24 protein-coding genes and 1 tRNA gene are annotated in these 24,148 nt (G+C 71.1%); 1 reads left to right on the forward strand and 24 read right to left on the reverse strand.

Features of this window, described 5'->3' with window-relative positions:
- Window positions 1-48 precede the first annotated feature (48 nt).
- On the reverse strand, window positions 49-2,676 hold the full coding sequence (gene polA, locus NS354_RS04115; protein ID WP_193750702.1) for a DNA polymerase I: 2,628 nt from the start codon (window positions 2,674-2,676) through the stop codon (window positions 49-51).
- 114 nt (window positions 2,677-2,790) lie between these two features.
- Here polA and NS354_RS04120 point away from each other — a divergent pair, with 114 nt between their 5' ends.
- Complete coding sequence (locus tag NS354_RS04120) at window positions 2,791-3,249, forward strand: hotdog fold thioesterase (RefSeq protein WP_058593328.1); 459 nt, start codon at window positions 2,791-2,793, stop codon at window positions 3,247-3,249.
- Window positions 3,250-3,307: 58 nt separating this feature from the next.
- Here the strand turns inward: NS354_RS04120 and NS354_RS04125 are convergent, their stop codons facing one another.
- The 23 genes from NS354_RS04125 to NS354_RS04230 form a co-directional block, all read right to left on the reverse strand.
- Window positions 3,308-3,919: an ANTAR domain-containing response regulator gene (locus NS354_RS04125; protein ID WP_010157317.1), complete on the reverse strand. Its 612-nt coding sequence runs from the start codon at window positions 3,917-3,919 to the stop codon at window positions 3,308-3,310.
- Window positions 3,920-3,955: 36 nt separating this feature from the next.
- Window positions 3,956-4,117, reverse strand: coding sequence for a hypothetical protein (locus tag NS354_RS13530; RefSeq protein WP_193750698.1), 162 nt, complete (start codon window positions 4,115-4,117; stop codon window positions 3,956-3,958).
- A 187-nt stretch (window positions 4,118-4,304) separates the two neighbouring features.
- Window positions 4,305-4,386, reverse strand: a tRNA-Leu gene (locus NS354_RS04130).
- Window positions 4,387-4,469: 83 nt separating this feature from the next.
- Complete coding sequence (pyk, locus tag NS354_RS04135) at window positions 4,470-5,945, reverse strand: pyruvate kinase (protein ID WP_058593329.1); 1,476 nt, start codon at window positions 5,943-5,945, stop codon at window positions 4,470-4,472.
- A gap of 17 nt (window positions 5,946-5,962) precedes the next feature.
- Window positions 5,963-6,964 carry a prolipoprotein diacylglyceryl transferase gene (gene lgt, locus NS354_RS04140; protein ID WP_058593330.1) on the reverse strand — a complete coding sequence of 334 codons (1,002 nt, stop codon included), beginning with the start codon at window positions 6,962-6,964 and terminating at the stop codon, window positions 5,963-5,965.
- An 84-nt stretch (window positions 6,965-7,048) separates the two neighbouring features.
- Window positions 7,049-7,843 (reverse strand): tryptophan synthase subunit alpha, encoded by a 795-nt coding sequence (gene trpA, locus NS354_RS04145; protein WP_058593331.1) that lies wholly within the window; start codon window positions 7,841-7,843, stop codon window positions 7,049-7,051.
- Window positions 7,840-9,003, reverse strand: coding sequence for a tryptophan synthase subunit beta (gene trpB, locus NS354_RS04150; RefSeq protein ID WP_058593394.1), 1,164 nt, complete (start codon window positions 9,001-9,003; stop codon window positions 7,840-7,842). The genes trpA and trpB overlap by 4 nt, the downstream gene beginning before the upstream one ends.
- Before the next feature lie 103 nt (window positions 9,004-9,106).
- Complete coding sequence (trpC, locus tag NS354_RS04155; protein ID WP_058593332.1) at window positions 9,107-9,877, reverse strand: indole-3-glycerol phosphate synthase TrpC; 771 nt, start codon at window positions 9,875-9,877, stop codon at window positions 9,107-9,109.
- Between the two features lies 1 nt (window position 9,878).
- On the reverse strand, window positions 9,879-10,112 hold the full coding sequence (locus NS354_RS04160; protein WP_010157323.1) for a DUF6704 family protein: 234 nt from the start codon (window positions 10,110-10,112) through the stop codon (window positions 9,879-9,881).
- Window positions 10,113-10,214: 102 nt separating this feature from the next.
- Complete coding sequence (locus NS354_RS04165) at window positions 10,215-10,880, reverse strand: Trp biosynthesis-associated membrane protein (RefSeq protein ID WP_058593333.1); 666 nt, start codon at window positions 10,878-10,880, stop codon at window positions 10,215-10,217.
- Window positions 10,870-12,504 carry an anthranilate synthase component I gene (locus NS354_RS04170; protein ID WP_058593334.1) on the reverse strand — a complete coding sequence of 545 codons (1,635 nt, stop codon included), beginning with the start codon at window positions 12,502-12,504 and terminating at the stop codon, window positions 10,870-10,872. Before NS354_RS04170 ends, NS354_RS04165 begins: the two co-directional genes overlap by 11 nt.
- A 51-nt stretch (window positions 12,505-12,555) precedes the next feature.
- Entirely contained in the window at window positions 12,556-12,954 is a 399-nt protein-coding gene (hisI, locus tag NS354_RS04175; RefSeq protein WP_058593335.1) for a phosphoribosyl-AMP cyclohydrolase, read from the reverse strand.
- A complete protein-coding gene (gene hisF, locus NS354_RS04180; RefSeq protein ID WP_058593336.1) occupies window positions 12,951-13,736 on the reverse strand; it encodes an imidazole glycerol phosphate synthase subunit HisF in 786 nt (261 codons plus the stop codon). The genes hisI and hisF overlap by 4 nt, the downstream gene beginning before the upstream one ends.
- Window positions 13,737-13,746: 10 nt before the next feature.
- On the reverse strand, window positions 13,747-14,589 hold the full coding sequence (gene hisG / locus NS354_RS04185; RefSeq protein ID WP_058593337.1) for an ATP phosphoribosyltransferase: 843 nt from the start codon (window positions 14,587-14,589) through the stop codon (window positions 13,747-13,749).
- Window positions 14,590-14,681: 92 nt separating this feature from the next.
- On the reverse strand, window positions 14,682-14,945 hold the full coding sequence (locus tag NS354_RS04190; RefSeq protein ID WP_010157329.1) for a phosphoribosyl-ATP diphosphatase: 264 nt from the start codon (window positions 14,943-14,945) through the stop codon (window positions 14,682-14,684).
- A gap of 55 nt (window positions 14,946-15,000) precedes the next feature.
- A complete protein-coding gene (rpe, locus tag NS354_RS04195) occupies window positions 15,001-15,663 on the reverse strand; it encodes a ribulose-phosphate 3-epimerase (protein WP_058593338.1) in 663 nt (220 codons plus the stop codon).
- Between the two features lie 10 nt (window positions 15,664-15,673).
- Window positions 15,674-17,047: an MFS transporter gene (locus NS354_RS04200; RefSeq protein WP_058593339.1), complete on the reverse strand. Its 1,374-nt coding sequence runs from the start codon at window positions 17,045-17,047 to the stop codon at window positions 15,674-15,676.
- Between the two features lie 103 nt (window positions 17,048-17,150).
- The gene (locus NS354_RS04205) at window positions 17,151-18,608 is read right to left on the reverse strand and encodes an RsmB/NOP family class I SAM-dependent RNA methyltransferase (protein ID WP_082677884.1); all 1,458 of its coding nucleotides are present in this window, start codon (window positions 18,606-18,608) and stop codon (window positions 17,151-17,153) included.
- Complete coding sequence (locus NS354_RS04210; protein WP_058593340.1) at window positions 18,605-19,555, reverse strand: methionyl-tRNA formyltransferase; 951 nt, start codon at window positions 19,553-19,555, stop codon at window positions 18,605-18,607. The genes NS354_RS04205 and NS354_RS04210 overlap by 4 nt, the downstream gene beginning before the upstream one ends.
- Before the next feature lie 50 nt (window positions 19,556-19,605).
- Window positions 19,606-21,732: a hypothetical protein gene (locus NS354_RS04215; RefSeq protein WP_058593341.1), complete on the reverse strand. Its 2,127-nt coding sequence runs from the start codon at window positions 21,730-21,732 to the stop codon at window positions 19,606-19,608.
- A 9-nt stretch (window positions 21,733-21,741) separates the two neighbouring features.
- Window positions 21,742-22,935, reverse strand: a complete 1,194-nt coding sequence (gene metK, locus NS354_RS04220; protein WP_058593342.1) for a methionine adenosyltransferase — start codon at window positions 22,933-22,935, stop codon at window positions 21,742-21,744.
- A 116-nt stretch (window positions 22,936-23,051) separates the two neighbouring features.
- Window positions 23,052-23,339, reverse strand: a complete 288-nt coding sequence (gene rpoZ, locus NS354_RS04225; protein ID WP_058593343.1) for a DNA-directed RNA polymerase subunit omega — start codon at window positions 23,337-23,339, stop codon at window positions 23,052-23,054.
- A 66-nt stretch (window positions 23,340-23,405) separates the two neighbouring features.
- Complete coding sequence (locus NS354_RS04230; protein ID WP_058593344.1) at window positions 23,406-24,053, reverse strand: hypothetical protein; 648 nt, start codon at window positions 24,051-24,053, stop codon at window positions 23,406-23,408.
- Window positions 24,054-24,148 lie beyond the last annotated feature (95 nt).

The raw sequence follows: 24,148 nt of genomic DNA on the forward strand, positions 1-24,148 counted from the left end.
GTCGGCGCGTGTGAGCACGCGGGCCGTCCCCGGAGTCCCCTCGTGCGATCAGTGCGCAGCCGCGTTCCAATTCGGCCCGTGCCCCACCTGCACCTCGAGCGGCACGGAGAGCTCCGCGGCGCCCGCCATCTCCTCGCGGACGATCGCCTCGAGCGCGTCCCACTCGCCGGGCGCGACTTCGAACATGAGTTCGTCGTGGATCTGCAGGAGCATGCGAGAGGCGAGGCGCGCCTCGGCGATGCGGTGTTCGACGCGGATCATGGCGCGCTTGATGATGTCGGCTGCGGAGCCCTGGATCGGAGCGTTCAGCGCGGCCCGTTCGGCGTTCTCCCGCAGCACGCGATTCGGGCTGGCGAGATCGGGGAAGGGACGCCGACGACCGTAGATAGTCTCGGTGAACATGTCGCGCTTGGCCTGATCGACAACGGACCGAAGGTAGTCGCGCACGCCGCCGAACCGTTCGAAGTAGTCGGTCATCAGCTGCTTGGCCTCGGCGGAGCTGATGTTGAGCTGCTTCGACAGACCGAACGCGGAGAGTCCGTAGGCGAGGCCGTACGACATCGCCTTCACCTTGGAGCGCATCTCGTTCGTCACCTCGGCGGGTGCGACGCCGAAGATGCGCGATCCCACGAAGCGGTGCAGGTCCTCGCCCTCGTTGAACGCCTGGATGAGCCCCGCGTCACCCGAGAGATGCGCCATGATGCGCATCTCGATCTGCGAGTAGTCCGCCGTCATCAGCGTCTCGTACTCGCCGGCGTGGATGAAGCCCTCGCGAATGCGACGCCCCTCTTCGGACCGAACCGGGATGTTCTGGAGGTTCGGATCGGTCGACGCCAGCCGCCCGGTGCTCGAACCCGTCTGCACGAACGTGGTGTGAATGCGGCCGTCGGGTCGAACCGACTTGATCAGCGTCTCGATCATCTGGCGGAGCTTGTTGGCGTCCCGATGCCCGAGCAGCGCATCGAGGAAGGGATGGGGCTGCTTCGCCTGCAGGTCGGCGAGCGCCGCGGCATCGGTCGTGTACCCGCGCTGCGTCTTCCGCGTCTTCGGCATGTCGAGCTCGTCGAACAGCACCTCCTGGAGCTGCTTCGGCGACGACAGGTTGACCTCGTGCCCGATCGCGTCGAACGCCGCCTGCTGGAGCTGGGCGACGCGCTCGGTGAGTTCGGCGTGATGCGCCTCGAACAGCGGCCCGTCGACCTGCACGCCGCGCGTCTCCAGCGCGTCGAGCACCGGCACGAGCGGAAGCTCGATCTCCTGATAGATCTCCCCCGAGCGCGACTCGAACCGCTCGACGGCCGCCGCATGCGTGCGCACCGCGTACCACGCGAGCGTCGCAGCATCGGCGACGCTGCCCTCTTCGGGCACGAGCTGGTTGGGATCGCCCTCGGGCACCTGCTCGCCGAGGTAGCGGAACACCGCATCGGCGAGGCTCTTCTCGGCGTTCGAGGGACGCAGCACCCAGGTGGCGAGCAGCACATCGCCGGCGATCCCGCCGACCGCAGCCCCCGCGCGACGCGCGAGCGCGAGCTGCTGCTTCGCATCGTAGAAGACCTTGGGCGCGTCCGAAGCCAGCCACTGCTCGAACAGCGTGTAATCGCGGCCGCCGGGCTGCCAGTCGAACCGCACCGAGCTCTCCGGCGTGGCGATGCCGACCTCGAAGGCGCCGCCGACCTCGCGGATCAGCACCGCCGGCGCCTCGTGCTTCGCGAGCCAGTCCGCCAGCTCCTCGTCGATGAGGTTCTTCGGCGTGGGGCGCTCCGGTGCGAGCGACGCAGCGGGTGCCGACACCGCACCCGCCACCGGGACCTCGGCGCCCGCGAGCTTGCCGACCCGCTGCAGCAGCGTGCGGAATTCGAGCTTCGCGAAGATCTCCTGCACGGCCCCCATGTCGATCTCCCCGCGCTTGAGCTCGTCGAGCCCGATGCCGAGGTCGACATCGCGCACCAGACGATTCAGGCGCCGGTTGCGCTCCGCCAGATGCGCGTGCTCGCGGAGGCTCTCCCCCACCTTCCCGCCGACCTCGTCCTGCCGGCGCAGAATCTCCTCGAGCGAGCCGAACTGATTGATCCACTTGACGGCGGTCTTCTCGCCGACCCGCGGGATTCCCGGCAGGTTGTCGCTCGTCTCGCCGACGAGGGCCGCGATCTCGGGATACTGCTCGGGGCGGATGCCGTAGCGCTCCATCACCTTCGCCGCGTCGTAGCGCGTGAGCTCGCTCACCCCCTGCTTCGACGGATACAGCAGGGTCACGCGATCGTCGACGAGCTGGATCGTATCGCGATCACCGCTGACGACGAGTACGCGGTACCCCTGCTCCGACGCGCGCGTCGCGAGCGTCGCGAGAATGTCGTCGGCCTCGTAGTTCTCCTTCTCGATGGTGCGGATGCCCATCGCATGCAGTGCATCCTGCAGCAGCGGGATCTGGCCCTTGAACTCGGGCGGCGTCTCGCCGCGCGTGCCCTTGTACTCGGGATACTCCTCGGTGCGGAACGAGTGCCGTGAGATGTCGAAGGCCACCGCCAGCGCATCGGGCCGCTCGTTGCCGAGCAGGTTGATCAGCATCGCGATGAAGCCGTGGATCGCATTCGTGTGCTGGCCGGACTGCGTCTGGAAGCTGTCGACCGGGAGCGCGTAGAAGGCGCGGAAGGCGAGCGAGTGGCCGTCGATGACCATGAGGGTAGGCTGAGTGTTCGACACGTGCCCAGCCTACAATCCGGCGCCGACATTCCCCAGGGCGGCCGCCGTCGCCCCGGGCTCGCGCGTGTCGCCGATCGACGAAAGGCACCGATGACCAGTCCCGCAGCCTCAGCCGCATCCGCACCGAAGCGCGAGGACGGCCTCGCGTACATCCGCGAGCGGGGGCTCGGCGCCCTCGCCGACCGCATGGGCATCGAGATGGTCGAGTTCACCGCCGAGCGCGCCGTGGCGACCATGCCGGTGGCGGGCAACACGCAGCCCGTCATGCTCCTGCACGGGGGCGCATACGTGGTGCTCGGAGAGACGCTGGGTTCGATGCACGCGAACTTCCACGCCCCGGCGGGCTGCGTGGCCGTCGGTCTCGACATCAACGCCACCCACACGGGCTCGGCCGTCGACGGAATGGTCACGGGCGTCTGCACGCCGATCAAGCTCGGCACCAGCATCGCCGTGCACGAGATCGTCGTGTCCGACGAGCGCGGGCGGCGCTGCTCGACCGTGCGCATCACGAACTTCTACAAGCGGGCGGCTCCCGAGCCGTCCCCCTGACAACGCGAACGCCCCGGATCGCAACAGCGGATCCGGGGCGCTCGACGGCGGGGCGCGACTAGTCCTTCTTCGGCCCCAGCTGATCGATGATGGTCTTCGCGACGTCCTGCATCGTCAGGCGACGGTCCATCGAGGCCTTCTGGATCCAGCGGAACGCCTCGGGCTCGCTCAGGCCCATCTTGTCGTTGAGGATGCCCTTGGCGCGGTCGACCAGCTTGCGGGTCTCGAACCGCTCCGCGAGATCGGCGACCTCGCTCTCGAGCGCGACGATCTGCTGGAAGCGCGAGAGGGCGATCTCGATGGCGGGGATCAGGTCGGCCGGGGTGAACGGCTTGACGACGTAGGCGAGCGCGCCGGCCTCGCTCGCGCGCTCCACCAGCTCGCGCTGGCTGAACGCGGTCAGCAGGACGACGGGCGCGAGATGCGTCTTGTTGATGCGCTCTGCAGCGGAGATGCCGTCGAGCTGCGGCATCTTCACGTCCATCACGACGAGGTCGGGTCGCAGTTCCTCGACGAGCTTCACCGCGGTCTCGCCGTCTCCCGCTTCGCCGACCACTTCGAAGCCGTTGTCGCGCAGGGTCTCGACGATGTCGAGACGGATCAGGGATTCGTCTTCCGCGACGACGACGCGTCGCGGAGCGCTCGGTGCAGTGCTCTGGTCATTCACCATTCCAGCTTACGACATTCTCTCTGGGGATATCCGACGCTACTCGAGATTCGCGACGGGCTCTTCGGCGTCGTCCTCGCCGAACTCCGGAGCCTCCGGATGCCCGTGCTGCACCAGCAGGTCGTCCTCGCCGGCGGGCTGGGCGAGCGGCGCGCGGCCCTCTTCGCCCTCGGGGTTCGCGCTCGTGTTGTTCATCGACATGGTGTCCTCCTCCAAAACCTGGAATGCAGCTGCGTCGCGCGCTGCGTGGAACACCAGTGTGCGCGCGGCGGAAGCGCTCCGCCAGGGGCTAGCCGGAGAGCCCCCGCCGCCCTATTCTGCGGGTCCCGCTGCGCGACGAAGCCCCCGCTCCGTCGCGCGCTGCGACAAGACGGGGGCTTCGTGTTCGTGCCGAATGCGGGACTTGAACCCGCACGCCTTTCGGCAACGCATTTTGAGTGCGCCGTGTCTGCCAATTCCACCAATTCGGCGAACTCCCCCAGCCTACCGCAGGGGCGCACCACCCGGCACGCGCCCTGCGGGAATGCGGAGCGCGTGGCCGGCGGCTCGAGCGTCAGGCCTCGGACGTCTCGGGGCCCTTCGTGAACTTCCTCGGCCCGGCCTCCGGCAGAAGACCCGTGGCCTCGCCGATCCGATGGATCCGCAGGGTGTTGGTGGTACCCACCACTCCGGGAGGCGATCCGGCGATGATGACGACCTTCTCGCCCACCTCGACGCGCGAGTGCTCCAGCAAGACCTTGTCGACCTGGACGAACATCTCATCCGTGCTGTCCACGCGCGGAACCTCGTAACTGCGCGCGCCCCACGTCAGCTCCATGCGGCGCCGCGTGTCGGGGTCGGGCGTGAAACCGATGATCGGCATCGGCCGGCGCAGACGCGACATGCGCCGAACGGTATCGCCCGACTCCGTGAACACGCAGATGTAACGCGCGCCGACGAAGTCCGCGACATCGGACGCCGCCAGCGTCAGCACCCCACCCTGGGTGCGCGGTGCGGCGCCCAGCGGCTCGATGCGCTCAAGCGCGTGATCCTCGGTCGCCTCGATGATCCGCGCCATCGTCGCGACGGCCTCGATCGGGTACGCGCCGACACTCGTCTCGCCGGAGAGCATCACGGCATCCGCACCGTCGAGCACCGCGTTCGCGCAGTCCGACGCCTCCGCGCGCGTCGGGCGTGGGTTCTCGATCATCGACTCCAGCACCTGCGTCGCCACGATGACGGGCTTCGCGTTCCTGCGGGCGATCGCCACAGCCTCGGTCTGCACCAGCGGCACCTGCTCGAGCGGCAGCTCGACGCCGAGATCGCCGCGGGCGACCATGATGCCGTCGAACGCGGCGACGATCTCCTCCAGCCGCTCCGCAGCCTGCGGCTTCTCGATCTTGGCGATCACGGGCAGGCGCACGCCCGTCTCGTCCATGATCTCGTGCACCCGGTCGATGTCGGCGGCGTCGCGCACGAACGAGAGGGCGATGTAGTCCACGCCCAGGGCGAGCGCCCAGCGAAGATCCTCCTCGTCCTTGTCGGAGAGCGCGGGCACGTTGACCGCGACGCCCGGGAGGTTGATGCCCTTGTTGTTCGAGATCGAGCCCGGCACCTCGACGACGGTGTGCACCGTGTCCTCGGTGACCCGTACGGCCCGCAGCGTCACCTTGCCGTCGTCGATGAGCAGCGGATCCCCCGGGTTCACGTCACCGGCCAGCCCCTTGTGGGTCGTACCGCCGATCGTACGGTCGCCGACGATGTCTCGCGTCGTGATCGCGAACTCGTCGCCGACGGCGAGGGCGTACGGGCCGTCCTCGAACACGCCGAGCCGGATCTTCGGCCCCTGGAGGTCGGCGAGCACCGCGATCGGCCGGCCCACCTCGTCTTCCGCGCGCCTGATGTTGCGATAGATCCCCTCGTGCACGTTGTACGTGCCGTGGGACATGTTGAGCCGAGCAACGTTCACGCCGGCCTGGATCAGCGCGAGCGTATGGTCATAGCTGGAAACGGCGGGTCCCCATGTGGCGACGATCTTCGCGTGACGCATGCAGCGTGCTCCTTCGGTTAGTGGGTCTTGCTGGGCTCGACGTCGCCCTCGGGCGCGTGACTCGTTCCGCGTGTCTCGTCGTCGGCGTCCCCCGCCGATCCGGGCGCGTCACGGCGATCGATCACGTGGTAGAACTCGTCCGCATTCGCGGTGTCGACGAGCACCGTGTCACCGGGATGCCGGCGCCCGGGCAGGTACACGCTGTTCTCGATCCCCACGTGACGGCGACGGCGCAGCACGAACAGCACGATCCCCGCGACGACCGCGAGCACCGCTGCGAGCACGTTGGTGCGCACTCCGAAGAAGAGCAGGCTCGGATCCACGCGCAGCGACTCCGTGAAGACGCGCCCGATGCCGTACCAGACGAGGTACAGCGCGAAGAACGTGCCCCAGCGCGGCCGCCACTTGCGCTCGACCGCGAGCAGTACGACGATGCCGAGGATGTTCCACAGCGCCTCGTAGAGGAAGGTCGGGTGGAAGAGCGTGCCCTCGGGGAGGCCGATCGGGAACGCGGCATTGGTCGACTCGATCTCGAGCCCCCAGGGGAGCGTCGTGGGGCCGCCGAACAGCTCGTGGTTGAACCAGTTGCCGAGGCGGCCGACGGCCTGCGCGAGGAGCAGACCGGGCACGAGCGCGTCGGCGAACGACCAGAAGCGGATGCCGGTGATGCGCGAGGCGATGAGCACGCCGATCGCGCCGCCGATCAGGGCGCCGAAGATCGCGATTCCGCCGTTCCAGAACGCGAAGATCTCGAGGGGGTTCTTCCCGGGGCCGAAGTAGTCGCCCCAGTGGGTGACGACGTGGTAGAGACGCGCGCCGAGGATGCCGAGCACGAGGGACCAGACGAGGAAGTCGAAGACCGCGCCCCGCTCGCCGCCGCGTCGGCCGAGCCGCCGCGCAGTCCAGATGCCGGCCGCGATGATGCCGACGATGATGCAGAGCGCGTAGAAGTAGATCCGGAACGGCCCGAGCTGGAGATACTGCAGCTCGGGGCTCGGAATGCTCAACGGGAGAATCATTCACTCCTCTTTCGCCGACGGCCTCGCGCCGCAGGACTCTGGGTGGATACCGCGCGGCTGCACCGCGCGGCGGACGGGACAATCTTAGCGCGCGGTGCCCTGCGCGATGCTCGCCACGGTCTCCGCGAGACGCTCCACGCCGCCGTCGCGGAGCGCACGCACGAAGGCGGTGCCGACGATGGCTCCGTCGGCGTACTCGAGCGCGGCGGCGACCTGCTCCGCCGTGGAGATCCCGATGCCGACGCACGCCAGCTCCGCACCCTGCTCGCGCAGCCGCGCGGTCAATCCGCGAGCCGCAGCGTCGAGTTCCGCGCGCTCCCCCGTGATGCCCATGGTCGAGACCGTGTACACGAACCCGGTGCTCGAACGGCTGACGAGGCCGAGCCGCTCATCCGTCGAGCTCGGCGCCGCGAGGAAGACCCGGTCGAGACCGTGCGCCTCGCTCGCCGCAATCCACTCGTCGGCGGAGTCCGGCGTGATATCGGGCGTGATGAGGCCCGCACCCCCGGCCGCGGCGAGGTCGCGCGCGAACGCGTCGACGCCGTACTGCACGACGGGGTTCCAGTACGTCATCACGAGCACCGGCACGTCGACCGCCTCGCGGACGCGGCGCACGGCCTCGAAGACGTGGGCGAGGCGGAAGCCCCCGGCGAGCGCCGTCTGGGTCGCCTCCTGGATCACGGCGCCGTCCATCACCGGATCGGAGTAGGGCACGCCGAACTCCAGGACGTCCGCACCGCTGCGCGCCATGGCGATGGCCGCCTCCACACTGGTATCGAGGTCGGGGAACCCCACCGGGAGATACCCGACGAGCGCTCCCCGCCGGTCGCGATTCGCCGAGCGGATCACCTCGGCGACGCTCGAAGCCTGCCGTGTCATCCGTCGACCTCCGGTCCGTCCTCGGGAAGCAGGCCGAAGTACCGGCCGGCAGTCGCCATGTCCTTGTCTCCCCGTCCGGACAGGCTCACGAGCACGACGCCGTCCGGCCCGAGCTCACGTCCGATCCGCTGCGCGCCCGCCAGGGCGTGCGCGGACTCGATAGCGGGAATGATGCCCTCGGTGCGACTCAGCAGTTTGAGCGCCTGCATCGCCTCGTCGTCGGTCGCGGGGATGTAGGTCGCCCGCCCGATGTCGGAGAGCCAGGCGTGCTCGGGCCCCACGCCGGGGTAATCGAGTCCGGCGGAGATCGAGTGGGACTCGACGGTCTGGCCGTCCTCGTTCTGCAGCACGTACGTCCGCGCGCCGTGGAGCACACCGGGCCGCCCGCGTTCGATCGAGGCCGCGTGCTGCTCGGTGTCGACCCCGTCGCCCGCTGCCTCGACGCCGTACAGGCGCACGTCGGCGTCGTCGAGGAACGCGTCGAACATGCCGATGGCGTTCGAGCCGCCGCCCACGCAGGCGACGACCGCGTCGGGGAGCCTCCCGATGCGGTCGAGCAGCTGCGCGCGAGCCTCCTCGGAGATGACCTTCTGGAAATCGCGCACCATCGCGGGGAACGGGTGCGGGCCCGCGGCGGTGCCGAAGATGTAGTTCGTGCGATCCACGCTCGCGACCCAGTCGCGGTAGGCCTCGTTGATGGCGTCCTTGAGCGTGCGCGAGCCGGTGCGCACGGGAACGACGTCGGCTCCGAGCAGGCGCATGCGCGCCACGTTCAGCGCCTGCCGCTCGGTGTCGACCTCGCCCATGTAGACCGTGCACTCGAGCCCGAACAGCGCCGCAGCGGTCGCCGTCGCGACGCCGTGCTGGCCGGCGCCCGTCTCGGCGATGACCCGCGTCTTGCCGAGGCGCTTCGTGAGGAGCGCCTGGCCGAGCACGTTGTTGATCTTGTGCGAGCCCGTGTGATTCAGGTCCTCGCGCTTGAGGAACACGCGCGCACCGCCCGCATGCTCGGCGAACCGCGGTACCTCGGTGATGGGCGACGGACGCCCCGCGTACGTGAGCAGGAGCTCGGCGAGCTCGGCGCGGAACGCCGGGTCGGCCTGCGCCGCCGAGTACGCCTCGGTGAGCTCGTCGATGGCCGCGATGAGCGACTCCGGCATGAAGCGCCCGCCGAACTCCCCGAAGAAGGGGCCGTGCTGGTCGCGCAGGCTGGTGACGACGGGGGTCGATTCGGTCACGAGTGTCCTTTTCAGCTGGTGACGCTCAGACGTTGAGGTACGTCTGCAGCGTCGCGATGGGATCGTTCGTCACGAGCGCCTCGCCGACGAGCACCGCGTCGGCGCCGGCTTCCCGGTAGTGCTCGACATCGGCGACGCTCAGCACGGCGGACTCCGCGACGCGGATCACGCCCGCCGGGATCTGATCCGCGACGTTCCCGAAGAGGTCGCGGTCGAGTTCGAAGGTGCGGAGGTCGCGCGCGTTGACGCCGACGAGCTGCGCTCCGAGGTCGACGGCGCGGGCCACCTCCTCGGCGCTGTGCGCCTCGACGAGGGGGGTCATGCCGAGCTCGCGGATGACGTCGTGCAGACGCACCAGGCGGTCCTGCGGTAGCGCGGCGACGATGAGCAGCACCAGGTCGGCACCCGCGGCGCGGGCCTCGAGCACCTGGTACTCGTCGCCGATGAAGTCCTTGCGCAGCACCGGGATGCTGATCGCCTTGCGCACGGCCTCGAGATCGGCGAGCGACCCCTTGAACTTGCGCTCCTCGGTGAGCACGCTCACCGCGCTCGCGCCGCCCGCCTCGTACTGGGTGGCGAGCTCCTGCGGCTGCGCGATCGCGGCGAGGTCGCCGCGCGATGGGCTCGCGCGCTTCACCTCGGCGATCACCTTCATGTGCTCGGCCGGCGCGAGGGCCGCGAGCGCATCGAGCGCCGGGCGAGCCGCGAGGGCTTCGGCTTCGACGACGGAGTAGGAGCGCTGCTGACGACGCGCTGCGGCGTCCTCGAGCGAACCGGCGAGAAGATCCTCGAGCACGTCAGTCGTGCGCGGGAGGAGTGAACTTCGGTCCGTTCACGCCGTATCCGGCCTTCGAGAGGATCCACCCGAGCAGAGCGCCGACGACGACGACTCCCACGCATGCCCACACGAGAACGGGCATATCAAGGAAGAAGAAGACGGTGCCGGCGGCGATGCCGATCAGCATCACCACGACCGCTGTCCATGCCGCCGGCGAATCGCCGTGGCCGGGGTCTCCGTGCTGGGTACTCATGAATCTCCTCTGAACAGATTTCGACGGTTCAAGACTAGCGGAAATCTCGAGGGCGTTCCGGCACCCGCGCCCGCGCTCCCGAGGAATGCCCCACGATCGCCCTCACCGGTCGGCGCCGCCGCCGATGCCGCCCTGCTCGGGTCGTCCGTCGGTGTCGAAGACGGGGCCGTCGCCACCGCGGTCGTCCTCGGCATCGCTCGGATCGTCGCCCTCGGAGAGCGCATCCCAATCCGAGATGCGATCCGGAGCGCCCGGCCTCGCGCCGCTCCCGGCGGCGTTCGCCGCGGCGCCGTACTTCCGGCCGCCCGATGCCCACGCTCCGCCGAACACGGCGACGACGAGCCCCAGGAGCGCGGCCAGCACGCCCGCGGCGACGCACACCCACGCCCACGGCGACACGCTGCTCCACAGGACCAGCGACGTGGTGGCGTCGCCCGAGATCCCTGTGAGGTCGGTGATCGTGCCGGTGATCGCGGTGAGCGGCGCGGCGAGCACGCTGATCGTGAGCGCGGCCAGGCCCGCGCCGAGCAGCACGACGAGCACTCCGAGCGCGCGGCGGAATACCGGGCCGGCGATCGTGAGGGCGAGCGCCGCGGCGACGATCGCGATGGAGATCGGCGACACCGCGGCGTTCACCTCGTGACCGGCGACGGTCTCGAGGCTGTGCGTGCCGTCGAGCATGAAGGAGATCCACGTCTGCGATCCGGCGAGGAGCCCGAGTGCACCCGTCAGCGCGACCGCGGCGATGGTGAGCGGTTTACGACGCATGGACGCTCTCCCCGAGCGTGCGCAGCGTATTCGCGATGGCGATCGCGCGCAGCGGAGCCGCCGCCTTGCTGCGGCACTCCGCATCCTCGGTCTCCGGTACCGAGTCGGCGACCACGCCGGCTCCCGCCTGCACCATCGCCACGCCGCCCTTGATCGTCGCGGTGCGGATCGCGATCGCGAGATCGGCGGCGCCGCCGAGCCCGAAGTACCCGACGACTCCCCCGTACACGCCCCGCTGCACGGGCTCCAGCTCGTCGATGATCTGCAGGGCGCGCGGCTTCGGCGCCCCCGACAGCGTGCCCGCCGGGAAGGTGGCGCGGAACACGTCGATGGGGTTCGCGTCGGGCCGCCTCCGCCCCTCGACGCTCGACACGATGTGCATGATGTGGCTGAATCGCTCGATCCGCATGAACTCCGTCACCTCGACGGAGCCCGGCTCGCAGACCCGCAGCAGGTCGTTCCGCGCGAGATCGACGAGCATGAGATGCTCGGCCCGCTCCTTCTCGTCGGCGAGCAGATCGCGCTCGTGCTGCTGATCCTCCTCGATGCTCGCGCCGCGCGGCCGCGACCCCGCGATCGGGTGCGTCAGCACGTGCCCGCCCTCCTGCACCGTCACCAGCGCTTCGGGGCTCGACCCCACGACCGAGAACGGCTCGCCCGCGGCGTCTTCGAGCTGCAGCAGGTAGAGGTACGGGCTCGGGTTCAGATGGCGGAGCACCCGGTACACGTCGAGCGGGTCGGCGGTGCACTCCTGGTCGAAGCGCTGCGACGGCACCACCTGGAAGATGTCTCCGTCGACGATGTAGCGCTTCGCCGCCTCGACGGCTGCCACGTACTCCGGGGTGCTCGTCAACCGATGCGGATCGGCGGTCGCCGCACGATCGACCGAGCTCAGCGGCGACGACTCCGGTGCGGAGAGGGCCGCCTGGAGCGCGTCGAGGCGCGCCTGCGCGTGCGCCCACTGCGCGTCGGCCGTCTCGACGGCCGCGACATCGACGGACGCTGCATCGCCGGGCGCGGCATCGACGAGACCGGCGTCGCCGGGCGCGGCATCGACGAGGGCGGCGTCGTTCAGCACATTTGCGAGCAGCACGACGCTGCCCTCGCGGTGATCGATGACGACGAGCTCCGAGACGAAGCTCAGCCCCTGCGTCGGGAGGCCCGATCCGACCGCCGGAGCGTCGTCGAGCTTCTCGAACTGGCGCACCGTCTCCCAACCGAGGTAGCCGACGAAGCCGCTCGCGAGGGGCGGGAGCCCCGCCACCTGCGGGGACCGCCACCGCTCGTAGAGCGCACTGAGCGCCGCCACCGGCGCCAGCGAGTCGACGCCACCGGGCAGCAGACGCTCCGCGGAGACGTCGAACGCCGGATCGGGAGCCCAGTGCGCCGCGCCGTCGCGCTCCCCGAGCACGCCGAAGCTGCCCGCTCCGACGAAGCTGAATCGCGTCCACACGCCGCCCTGCTCCGCCGACTCCAGCAGGAAGGTGCCGGGCCGCGACCCGGCGACCTTGCGATAGATGCCGACGGGCGTATCGGCGTCCGCGAAGATCTCGCGGCAAACGGGGATCACGGCGTGGGAGGCGCGCGCGGCGTCGAACGCGGCGCGCGTGGTGGTCAGGCTCACCGCATCAGCCTATCGCGGACCTCCGACGCGGAGCTGCGTCGCCGGGCCGCATCAGGCATCCGCCTCGGGATCCCCGACGAGGGCAGCGATGTCGCGGTCGGTGAAGCAGGTGCGGGTGCCGGTGTGGCACGCCGCCCCGATCTGCACGACCCGCACGAGCAGCGTGTCCCCGTCGCAGTCCATCTGCACGCCGCGCACGTACTGCCGGTGGCCCGAGGTGTCGCCCTTCCTCCAGTACTCCTGGCGCGATCGCGACCAGAACGTGACGCGGCCCGAGGTCAGCGTGCGTCGCACCGCCTCGCGATCCATCCAGGCGAGCATCAGCACGTCGCCGGAATCGTCGTCCTGGATGATCGCGGGCAGCAGGCCGTCGTTCGCGAAGACGAGGTCGCCCGGCACCGGATCGGGGCCGCTCGCGAGTTCGCTCGGCACCGGATCGACGCCGCTCACGACTCCTCCCCCGCGATGGCGGTGCGCACGCTGCAGCCCGCCTCGGCGAGCGCCGACTTGACCTCGCCGATTGTGAACGTGCCGTCGTGGAACACCGACGCCGCAAGCACCGCATCGGCGCCCGCGTCGACCGCGGGCGCGAAGTGCTCCAGGCGCCCCGCACCGCCGGAGGCGATGATCGGCACCGGCGAGATCTCTCGGACGAGCGCCATGAGCTCCAGGTCGAAGCCCGCGAGCGTGCCGTCGGCGTCCATCGAGTTCACGAGCAGCTCGCCGGCGCCCCGATCGACCGCCTCGCGGCACCACTCCAGCGCGTCGAGGTCGGTCTCCCGCTTGCCGCCGTGCGTCGTGACGACGAAGCCCGACGGCGTGCGCGGACTGCGCTTCACATCCAGGGAGAGCACGAGGACCTGGGCGCCGAACCGGTCGGCGATCTCGCCGATCACCGCGGGGCGGGCGATCGCACCGCTGTTGATCCCGATCTTGTCGGCGCCGACCCCGAGGAGCCTCGCGACGTCCTCCGGCCCGCGCACGCCGCCGCCGACCGTCAGCGGGATGAACACCTGCTCCGCGGTGCGGCGCACGACGTCGTACGTGGTGGAGCGGTCGTCGACCGTTGCGGTGACGTCGAGGAAGGTCAGCTCATCCGCCCCCTGGGCCGCGTACCGCGCCGCGAGCTCGACCGGGTCGCCCGCGTCGCGCAGATTCAGGAAGTTGACGCCCTTGACGACGCGCCCGCCCGACACGTCGAGGCAGGGGATGACGCGGGTTGCGATCGACATGCCGTCCCCCTCAGAGTCGCGCCGCGTGAATCGCGGTCACGAGGATCGCGCGGGCGCCCAGGTCGTAGAGACGGTCCATGATCTCGTTCGCGTCGTCGGCGGGAACCATGACGCGCACCGCGACCCACCGCTCGTCGTGCAGCGGCGAGACGGTCGGCGACTCCATGCCGCCGGCGACCCGCGAGGCCGCCTCAAGCTGCTCGACCGGGAGGTCGTAGTCCATGAGCACGTACTTGCGCGCCACGAGCACGCCCTGCAGGCGTCGCAGCAGGCGGTCGATGTCGGGGTGCGAGTTGGGCCCGCCGATGAGCACCGCGGTCGATTCGAGGATAACCGGCCCGAAGATCTCGAGGCCCGCCGCGCGGAGGGTGGCGCCGGTCGACACGACGTCGGCCACCGCGTCGGCGACGCCGAGCTGCACGGCCGATTCCACTGCGCCGTCGAGCTTCACGTGCTCGGCCTCGACGCCGCGGGCGCGGAGGAAGTCGTCGACGAGCTTGGGGTAGCTCGTGGCGACGCGCTTGCCCGAGAGGTCGGCGAGTTCGGCGAAGCCGCTCCCCGCCGGGGCCGCGAATCGGAAGGTGGAGTCGCCGAAGTCGAGTGCCGCGATCTCGCGCGCCGCCGAGCCGGAGTCGAGCAGCAGATCGCGGCCCGTGATGCCGACGTCGAGGGCGCCCGAACCGACGTACGTCGCGATGTCCTTCGGGCGCAGGTAGAAGAACTCCACCTGGTTGCGGGCGTCGGTGTGCACGAGCTTGCGGCTGTCGCGGCGGCCCGAGTAGCCGGCTTCGGCCAGCATCTCGGCGGCGGTGTCGGAGAGCGATCCCTTGTTGGGAACAGCGATGCGGAGCATGGTGCGGGAAGTCCTTCCGTGCGGCCGGGCAGCCGGCCAGTGAGTGAGATCAGCGGCGAGCATCGACGCGCGGGGAGACCGGCGCGCCGATGCTACAGATGCGCGTAGACGTCTTCGAGCGTCATGCCCTTCGCGAGCATGAGCACCTGCAGGTGGTAGAGCAGCTGGCTGATCTCCTCCGCGCACGCCTCGTCGGATTCGTGCTCGGCGGCCATCCACACCTCGGCGGCCTCTTCGACGATCTTCTTGCCGATCGTGTGCACGCCCGCGTCGAGGCGGGCGACCGTGTCGCTGCCTGCGGGGCGCGCGGCGGCCTTCTCGCTGAGCTCGGAGAAGAGCGCTTCGAACGATTTCACGTGAACAGCCTAGCGGGTTTCGCGCGGGCTCCGGATCGCGGGGGCGCCGGCCGGCTCAGTGCGCGTGCGCCGCGGCCGCCCGTCGGAGGTCGGCGATGCGCTCTTCGGGCACTCCCGAGTAGACGGCGGAGCCCGCGACGAAGGTGTCGGCTCCCGCCTCGGCCGCGATGCCGATCGTGTCAGCGGTGATGCCGCCGTCGACCTGCAGCCAGACGTCGAGCCCGTGCCGTGCCCGGGCCTCGGCGAAACGCCGCAGTTTCGGCATCATGTCGGGCATGAAGGCCTGCCCGCCGAAGCCGGGCTCGACCGTCATCACGAGCACCTGATCGAATTCGGGCAGCAGTTCGAGGTACGGCTCAGCCGCCGTGCCCGGCTTGAGCGCGATGCCGGCGCGCGCACCGCGTTCGCGGAGGGCGCGCGCGACGGCTACGGGGTCGGCCGCCGCCTCGGCGTGGAACGTCACGGAGTAGGCGCCGAGTTCGGCGTAGCCGGGCGCCCAGCGATCGGCGTCGGCGATCATGAGGTGGACGTCGAGCGGCACCGGCGAGACCGCCTGGATGCGCTCGACGATGGGCGGACCCATGGTGAGGTTCGGCACGAAGTGGTTGTCCATGACGTCGACGTGCACCAGGTCGGCGGTGCGGATCGCCTCGAGTTCGGACTGCAGGTTGACGAAGTCGGCGGACAGGATGCTCGGGTTGATGCGCTGCTCGGTCACGGAGGACAGCCTACGGCGTCGCGGAGGTCTCGTCGGACGCCGGGGCCGGCGAGACCGGCGACGCGGGCGCGGGCGACGCGGGCGCGGGCGACGCGGGCGCGTCGGCGTAGCTCCGGGAGAGCACCCGGTATGCGCGCGTGCCGAAGGCGCCCGCGGCGACCAGCACCATCGCCGCTCCGGCCCACACGAAGATGAGCGCGATGCCGCGGCTCTCCCCCTCCCCGAGCAGCCAGCCCCACTGCGCGGCTCCGGCGGGCTGCTCCATGTACGGCACGACCCAGAACTCCGCGATGGGGGCGATCAGCAGCGAGGTGATCGGCGCCGCGGCCGCCTCGAAGGTCATCGCGAGCCCGAAGACACGCCCCTGCTTCTCGAACGGGACGACCTTCTGGATGACGGTCTGCTCCGCCGCCTCCACCGCGGGCATCATCGCCATGAACAACCAGATCCCGGCGATGAACAGCCACGGCCAGTCGCGCACGGTGAACACCATGCCGAGCACGCCGAGCAGACCGGCGAGCACGAGCATCGTGCGGATCGGGTTCCGCCCCAAGCCCCATTTCGCAACGACGGCGCCGCCGACGATGAACCCCGTCGAGGCGATGCCGAACACGACGCCCCACACCTCGACCGGGAACAGTTCGAGCCCGTACGGGTCGAGCAGCGCCATGAACACGCCGCCGGAGAGGTTGTTGAGCGTCGAGAAGAACACGAGGGCGATCAGGCCGGGGACCGCGAGCATCGCGGTCATGCCGCCGCGGAAGTCGACGGCGCTCCGGTTCGGGTCGTGCACGATCGCGGGCTCCGGAATGCGGAGGGCGAGCAGGTGGAGGATCGGCGCCCCCACGAACACGGTGGCGATGATGATCGTGCCGCCCATGCCGAGCAGCCCGACCGAGAGCCCGCTGAAGACGCTCGTGGCGATGAACGCGAGGCCCTGCACCGTGCCGACGAGCCCGTTCGCGTTCGCGTGCCGTTCCGTCGGGACGAGCAGCGTCACGGTCGTGGCCAGCGCGAGGTTGCGGAGCAGCTCGACGACGCACCCGGCGAGCACGATGAGCGTGAACAGCCAGAACCAGGGGCGATCGAGCCTGAGGAGCTCGCTCTGCGGCACGCCGAAGAAGATCACGCACCCCGTGACGAACGCCACGAGCGACGCGGTGGCGGAGACGAGCATGACCCGCTGCTTGCGCATGCGGTCGACGAGCGACCCGAACCACATCGAGCACACGGCGATGAGGATCATGTACACCGCGCCGAGTACGCCCGTCGCGAGAATGCTGCGCGTCTCGAGGTACACCCAGAACACGACGGCGAACCAGAGGAAGTTCGTCGTGAGGTTGGCCACCGCGGTGTTCACGAGCACGTGCAGGAAGGTGCGCATTCCTCCTGGCGGAGGCGTCGGTGCGATCGGAGGCGGCGCCGGCTCCGACCCGGGATGTTCGTCCATGCTGACAGGGTAAGCCCGGCCTCCGACATCCACCAGACTAGGCGCCGGTCGCCCGCCGTTCCACGAGCGCGATGAACATCGCGTCGGTGCCGTGCCGGTGGGGCCAGAGCTGCACGCTCAGCGACGCGCCGCCGAGATCGATCTCCGAGCGCGCGACTTCGCCCACCACCGCTCGCGCGTCGATCTCGCGCAGCTCGGGGTGGTCTCGGAGCAGGCGATCCAGCGTGACGCGGGTCTCCGCGAGGTGCGGCGAGCAGGTGACGTAGGCGAGCACTCCCCCCGGCGCCAGGTGCGCGGTCGCCTGCCGCAGCAGCTCCGCCTGCAGACGGGTCAGCTCGGGAAGATCGGACGGCTGCTTGCGCCAGCGCGCCTCGGGGCGGCGCCGCAGCGCGCCGAGGCCGGAGCACGGGGCGTCCACGAGAATGCGGTCGAACGCCTCCCCGCCGTAGGCGTCATCGCTCCTGCCGTCGAAGGAGACCACCTCGACGGCGTCCGCGACGCCGCTCACCGACCTCTGCACCAGCTCAGCGCGATGCTCGGAGACCTCGTTCGCGCGCACGCGCGCCCCCGCAGCGAGCGCCTCAGCGCCGAGCACCGCCGTCTTGCCTCCCGGGCCGGCGCAGAGGTCGAGCCACCGCTCCCCGCGGCGCACCGGACGCACGCGCGTGAGCGCCAGCGCGGCGAGCTGCGATCCCTGATCCTGCACGCGCGCGTAGCCGGGGCGGGCACCGCTGGCTGTGATCGCACGCGCGGGATCGCCCGCGCCGATCTCCACCCCGAGCGGGGAGGGGCCGGTGGCGGTCGCACCCGACTCGGCTGCGGCCAGTGCCGCCGCCGCGACGGAGACGCCTGCGCCGGGCAGGATCGCGAGGCTGACGCGCGGGGCGTCGTTGTCGGCAGCGAGCAGTGCGTCCAGCTCGGCCTCCCGCCCCTCCGCGCGCAGCGCGTCCTGCAGTGCCCGGATGATCCACGTCGGGTGCGACGCGAGTGCCGCGCGCGCGTCGTTCGCGCTCGTCGCGGCGTCGGCGATCCGAGCGTCCCACTCGTCGTTCGATGCGCGGCCGATGCTCCGCAGCACCCCGTTCACGAACCCGGCTGCCGCGCGGTTGCCCACGCGCCGCTGCAGCTCGACGCTCTCGTTCACCGCGGCGTGCGCGGCCGTGCGCATGCCGAGCAGCTGATGAGCACCCAACCGCAGCACCGTGCGCGTGCGCGCGTCGATGCGTTCGATCTCGCGCCCCGCGGAAAGTTCGATGATGCGGTCGTACCGACCGCGCCAGCGCAGCGCTCCGGCCGCGAGCTCGGTGGCGAGGCCGGCATCGCGGGCGTCGAGCCCCGCGTCCCGAATGCGACCGGGCAGTGCGAGGTTCGCGTAGGAATCACGCTCCTCGACATCTTGCAGCACCTCGTACGCCACGAGGCGGGCGGGCGAGATCCTCCCGCCGCCGGGGCGGCGCTGCCCGTCGGCTCGTGCGCCGCGCGCGCTGCCGCTCATGCGAGCACCGCGCTGCCGCCGCGTCCGCGCAGCCAGGCGACGCCGTCCATGGCCGCCTTCCCCGCCGGTTGCACGCGCACGAGCTCGAGGGCCCCGTCGTGCAGCGCGAGCATCGCGCGGCCGTCTTGCAGCGACACCGCGCCGACGCCCTCCGCGGCGCCCGCAGCAGACGCGCCCGTGCGGGCTTCGCCCGAGTCCTCGGGCACCGCCCGCAGTTCGAGCACTTTCAGCGGGGCGTGCTCATGCAGCGCATACGCTCCGGGCTCCGGAGTCATACCGGCCCACTGCGCGAGCACCGAGCGGCTGCCGCCGCCGAGCCGCAGGCGGCCGTCGTCCCGGGAGAGCTTCCGGGCGTACGTCGCCTCGCCTGCTTGCGCCTCCCCCGCCCCCGGGTCTCGGTCGAGGGCCGCCACGGCGCTCGTGAGAGCCGCCGTGCCGAACGACGCGAGCTCGGTGAGCGCATCCCCCGCCGGGGTGCCCTCGGCGAACTCGCGCGCGTCCCGCGCGAGCACGTCCCCGGCGTCGAGTGCCGGGACCAGACGGAACACGGTGACTCCGAGGCGCTGCTCGCCGGCTTCGAGCGCCCGCTGCACCGGGGCGGCGCCGCGCCACCGGGGCAGCTCGGAGAAGTGCAGGTTGATCCAGCCGAGCTTCGGCAGGCTCAGGAGCGGCTCGCGCACGAGCCCGCCGTAGGCGACGATCACCCCGAGGTCCGCGTGGAGCTCCCGCACCCACGCCGTCGCCGTCTCATCGAGCCGATTCGCGCGGAGCACCGGGATGCTGAGCGCCTCGGCGGCGACCGCGACGGGTGACGGCGTGAGCACGCGCTTGCGTCCGAGCGGCGCGTCCTCGCGGGTGATCACACCCGCGATCTCGTGGCCCGCGTCGCGGAGCGCTGCGAGGCTGGGCACGGCGAACTCGGGGGTTCCGGCAAAGACGATCCGCATCCCGCCATTCTCCCATGCTCCCGCAGCTCCCCGCGGCGGCCGGGGCAGCGTCACCCGTCGAAGACGCCCCGGTCGTCGAAGCGGAGCTTGAGCGCCTCGGGTCGGGCGCGCCCCGGCCCCCGGCCGCGCGCACGCGACGCCGATCCGGCCGCGTCGGCCACGAGCGCGCCGCGGAGGCGGCTCGCGACCTCCGCTCCGTGGCCGTAGTCGAACCGCACGATCGCACGCACGAGTCCCGACGGGGTGCGCGCGGGGCCGCCGGACGGCAGCGGCGTGGGGCCGAGGTGATCGACGCCGGGGATCGACGCGAGCTGCTGCAGGGCCCGTTCGACCTCATCGGGCCCTCCGCTGACGCTCGCCACGCGCACCGCCGGCGGGTACCTCAGGGCGTGGCGGTCGCGCAGCTCGTCGTGCAGCCACTCCTCCACGCGCCCCGTGACGAACGCCCGCACCACCGGCCCGCCTCCGGATGCCATCAGGCAGAGGCCGTCGGGCGCCGTCAGCGCCGCGGCGTTCTCCCACCAGCGCAGGCAGTCCTCGCCGGCGCGCAGCGTCTCGATGCTGAGCAGGCGCTCCGCGTCGAGCAGCACCACCGCACGGTAGCCGCCCGCCGCAAGCGGCTCGGCGCCGCGGGTGGCGACCACGATCGCGGGTCGGGCGTCGACGCGCTCGCGCGGATGCTCGCCGTCGCTCAGCAGCACCCGCGCCCCCTCGAACTGCCGCTCGAACTGCTCGACGGTGCGCCCGGATCCCATGCCGCGTTCGACGAGGCGGGTGCCGTCGCAGGTGCGGCAGTGCCAGTCGCTCGCGTACTCGCCGCACCAGCGGCAGGAGGCGCGGCCGATCACGCGGAAGCCGATCGGCCCGTTGCAGAAGCCGCACCGGGCGAGGTCGCCGCAGTCCTCGCAGACGGCGACGGGCGCGTACCCGGGCGTGGCGACCTGCACGAGCACCGGTCCGGTGCGCAGCCCCTCCCGGATCGTCCGCGCCGCGAACTCGGGAACCCGGCCCGCGAACGCGTCGGGGGCGAGCGCCGCGTCGGCGTGCACGACCCGCGCCCGTCGGGGCGGGTTGCGCTGCGCGCGCACGTAGCCCAGGTCGACGAGGCGCTGCACCTCGGCGCTCCGCGCGTGCGCCGCGAAGAACAGCCCAGCCGATTCCTGCTCGGCGCGCACCAGCGCCGCATCGCGCGCGTGCACGTAGGGCGAGAGCGGCTCGGCGAGCACGGGGTCGCCGTCGTCCCATATGATGATCGCGCCGAGGGCGTGGGCCGGCGCGTAGACCGCCGACCGGTTGCCGAGGATGATGCGCGGTTCCAGGTCTCGCGCGCGGAGGAACCCGGCGTAGCGCTCGGCGTTCGACTGGCGCGAGTCGACGCGCACGATGTCGTCGTGCCCGAGCGCAGCGAGTGCATCGCGCAGCTGATCGAGGTCTCGGTAGTCGGGGGCGACGAGGATCGCACTGCGCCCGAGCGCGTGCACCGCGATCGCGATGCGCGCCAACTGCGCGGCCCAGCCGCCGACCCATTCGCCCGTGTGCAGGCGGTCGGGTCCGTGGGATGCTGTGAGCGCGAGCCGGGAGCCGGCGATGAGCTGGGCGGCGATGTCGGCTTCGGCGCCCTCCTGCAGGGCCTCCAAGGCCTCCGGTGTGGCATCTTCCTCCGGCGCGGCGGCACCCTCGGACTCGGCGGCGCCCTCGGCCTCGGCGGCGTTCTCAGCCTCGGCGGACTGCTCCCGGGCAGCGGCCGCGGCGAGGTGCTGCTTCTCGACGCGCACCTGGCGCGCCGGAATCGCGAGGCGGAGGATGTCTCCTGCCGATCCGCCCGCCCGGTCGGCGACCGCTCGTGCGAGGCGCCACACCGGAGCCGAGAGCAGCGGGACGAGCGTCACGAGGTCGGCGATCGGCGAGAGCTCACCGCCGAAATCGCTGCGCTCGGCGAACCCGATCACGTACCCGAACGTCTTCCGCTCCTTGGAGCGGAACGGCACGCGGACGCGCTGACCGACGCGGATGTCGTCCGCCAGTTCGGGCGGTATCGCGTAGTCGAACAGGTGGTCGAGCTGCGGAAGCGCCGAGTCGAGGAGGATCTTCGCGACGGGGCGGCCGTTCGCCGCCTCGGCGCTCGTGAAGGGCGAAGCGGGCGCGAACGGCGCGGCCGGCGCGCTCGGATCGGGCATGCCGCGCGCCTACAGGCCCGCGGCGGCCCGCAGCTCGGCGACGCGGGGGGTCGACTCCCAGGTGAACTCGGGCAGTTCGCGGCCGAAGTGACCGTAGGCGCTCGTGCGCGCGTAGACGGGCCGCAGCAGATCGAGATCTCGGATGATCGCCAGCGGGCGCAGGTCGAAGACCTCGCGCACTGCGCGCTCGATGCGGTCGAGAGGGACGGTCTCGGTACCGAACGTCTCGACGTACAACCCGACCGGGTGGGCGCGCCCGATGGCGTACGCCACCTGCAGCTCCGCGCGGGAGGCGAGCCCGGCCCGTACTACGTGCTTGGCGACCCAGCGCATCGCGTACGCCGCCGAACGATCGACCTTCGAGGGGTCCTTGCCGCTGAAGGCACCCCCGCCGTGCCGGCTCGCCCCGCCGTAGGTGTCGATGATGATCTTGCGCCCCGTGAGCCCGGCATCTCCCATGGGGCCTCCGACGACGAAGGGACCGGCCGGGTTGATGAAGAGCTCGGCAGCCGCGCTGGAGAGCTCCACGCGCTCGAGCACCGGGCGGATCACGAGCCGCTCGACGGCCTCGCGCAGCGCAGGCTGCGACATGCCCGCGTGGTGCTGCGTCGACACGACGATGGCCTCGACGCTGGCTGCGCGGTCTCCGTCGTAGCCGATGGTGACCTGCGTCTTGCCGTCGGGCCGCAGCTCGGGCAGCTCGCCGCTCTTGCGCACCTCCGTGAGCCGCTCCGCGAGTCGATGGGCGACCCAGCTCGGGAGGGGGTGCAGCTCGGGCGTCTCGTCCGTAGCGAAGCCGAACATGATGCCCTGGTCGCCCGCGCCCTGCTGGTTCAGCGCATCATCCGCGTCGGCGCCGCTGCGCACCTCCAGCGACGTGTCCACGCCGCCGGCGATGTCCGGCGACTGCTGGCCGATCGACACCGACACGCCGCACGACGACGCGTCGAAGCCCATCTCCGAGCTGGTGTACCCGATGTCGCGCACCGCCTCGCGCACCAGCTGCGGGATCTCGACGTACCCCGTGGTCGAGACCTCGCCCGCGACGTGCACGAGCCCCGTGGTCACGAGCGTCTCCACCGCCACCCGCGCCCCCGGATCCTGCGCGAGCATCGCGTCGAGGATGGTGTCGGAGATGCGATCGCAAATCTTGTCGGGATGGCCCTCGGTGACGGACTCTGACGTGAACTGGCGAAGCGGCACGGTGCTCCTCAAGGTAAAGGCTGACGGCGGACGGATGGAGCCGGAAACAGCGGTGGCGCCGGACCCTGTTCAGGGTATCCGACGCCACCGACACTGCTCGTGAATGCAGCTGAAGATTACACTTCCTCGAGCTCGTCCGGCGCGCTCGCCTCTGCGTCGCGACGCGTCATCGTGAGCTTGCCCTCGACGATCTCGTGCAGCGCGATCGACAGCGGCTTGTCGTCGACGGACGAATCGACCAGCGGGCCGACGTTGTCGAACAGGTTGCCGTCGTGCAGATCCGTGTAGTAATCGTTGATCTGACGTGCACGCTGCGAGGCGAAGACCACCAAGGCGTACTTCGAATCGACCTTCTCGAGCAGATCGTCGATGGGCGGGTCGATGATGCCGTTGGGATTGGCCATGTACACACTCCTCTAGTTGACCGTCCCATCCTACCCGAGGTTTCGGCGCTTCGCTGGGCGCACCCCTCAGCCGAGCAGAGATCGCACGAGCACATGCCCGCGCGGGGTGCGCAGCCGCACCCAGGTCAGCGACCGGGCGACCTCGACGGTCGGCGCATCCTTCAGGAAGCCCATGGCCTCGGCGGCGAAGGCGGCGGCCGCCGGAATTCCGGGCGCCATCTCCAGCCCCCAGACCGATGCGCGCACGCGATGCACGACCGCCTCACCCGGGTCGGCCGGGAGCAGTGCGGCGACGCGCTCGATCCCCTCCGCCGCGACCGAGCCGAGCGACGGCCCGTCCAGGGCGCCCTGCGGCATCCACCCGGAGGTCGGCGGCAGCACACCCGCCCAGGCCGCCAGCGCGCTCGCATCCGGCAGGTCGAGCCGTCGACCGGAGAATCCCAACCGCGCGATGCGATCGAGCAGGGCACGGCCCGGCACGGTCGCGTCGACGGGCGCACCCGGATCCTCGGCGAGCCCGAAGGCCCGCATCACGAGCACGACGGGCACGGAGTCCGTGATGCCCCGCGGAGCCTGCACGCACCCGTACACCGCGAGTGCGCGCCCCCGCGACACCATGCGCACGTCCGGCTGTCCGGCGCGCAGCAGACGTTCGAGGAAGACGCGGAGATCGTCTCGCGTGGCGGCGTCGGAGAGCTCAAGCGTCACGGGCATGACGCCCGAGTCTACCGGCCGGAGATCCGCCGGGCGATGCGGAGCGGCGGAGCGCAGCGACGCGGAGCGCAGTGATGCGCAGCGATGCGGAGCGG

The sequence above is a fragment of the Leucobacter chromiiresistens genome (assembly GCF_001477055.1).
GTDB lineage: Bacteria > Actinomycetota > Actinomycetes > Actinomycetales > Microbacteriaceae > Leucobacter > Leucobacter chromiiresistens_A.